The 533-nt window shown below is 43.9% G+C and carries 1 protein-coding gene; it reads right to left on the reverse strand.

Annotated elements, in window-relative coordinates:
- On the reverse strand, positions 1 to 533 hold a 533-nt coding region (locus E2K74_RS14460; protein WP_161982816.1), incomplete at both ends, for an IS30 family transposase.

Genomic DNA, 533 nt, shown 5'->3' on the forward strand with positions numbered 1-533 from the left:
GCATCCGTATAGTCATTCAAGTCACTGCCTTTTCTAATATATTGTCTGATCAATCCATTCGTATTTTCATTTGTTCCACGCTGCCAGGCGCTATAGGGATCAGCGAAATACCAGTCGACATCTAATTCCTGAGCAGCATACTCATGCAGGCTGAACTCTTTACCATTGTCCGCGGTAATTGTTTTTAGGTGTGCTTTGATCGGTTCCAATAATCTGATCGTAGCCTGGCAAACTTCCTCAGCCTTGCGCGTGCTGCACTTTTTCAGCCAAAGATAACCTGTCTTCCGATCTACAATTGAAACCAAGGATTGTTGGTGATTCTTGCCAACAATCGTATCTATTTCCAAATCACCGAAGCGGGAGCGCTGCTCAATCTCAGCAGGTCTATTGTGGATACTTTTGCGGTTTGTCAGTTGGCCACGAGTCTCAATAGAGCCATATTTTCTCTTCCTTTGATTTCTGAAACGTAAGTTGTGGAAGAGCACACCACCTCTGCTTTTATCCTGCTGTATAAACCTGTATATGGAATGCAG

Source organism: Acinetobacter sp. RF15B, assembly GCF_007558235.1.
Taxonomy (GTDB): domain Bacteria; phylum Pseudomonadota; class Gammaproteobacteria; order Pseudomonadales; family Moraxellaceae; genus Acinetobacter; species Acinetobacter lwoffii_C.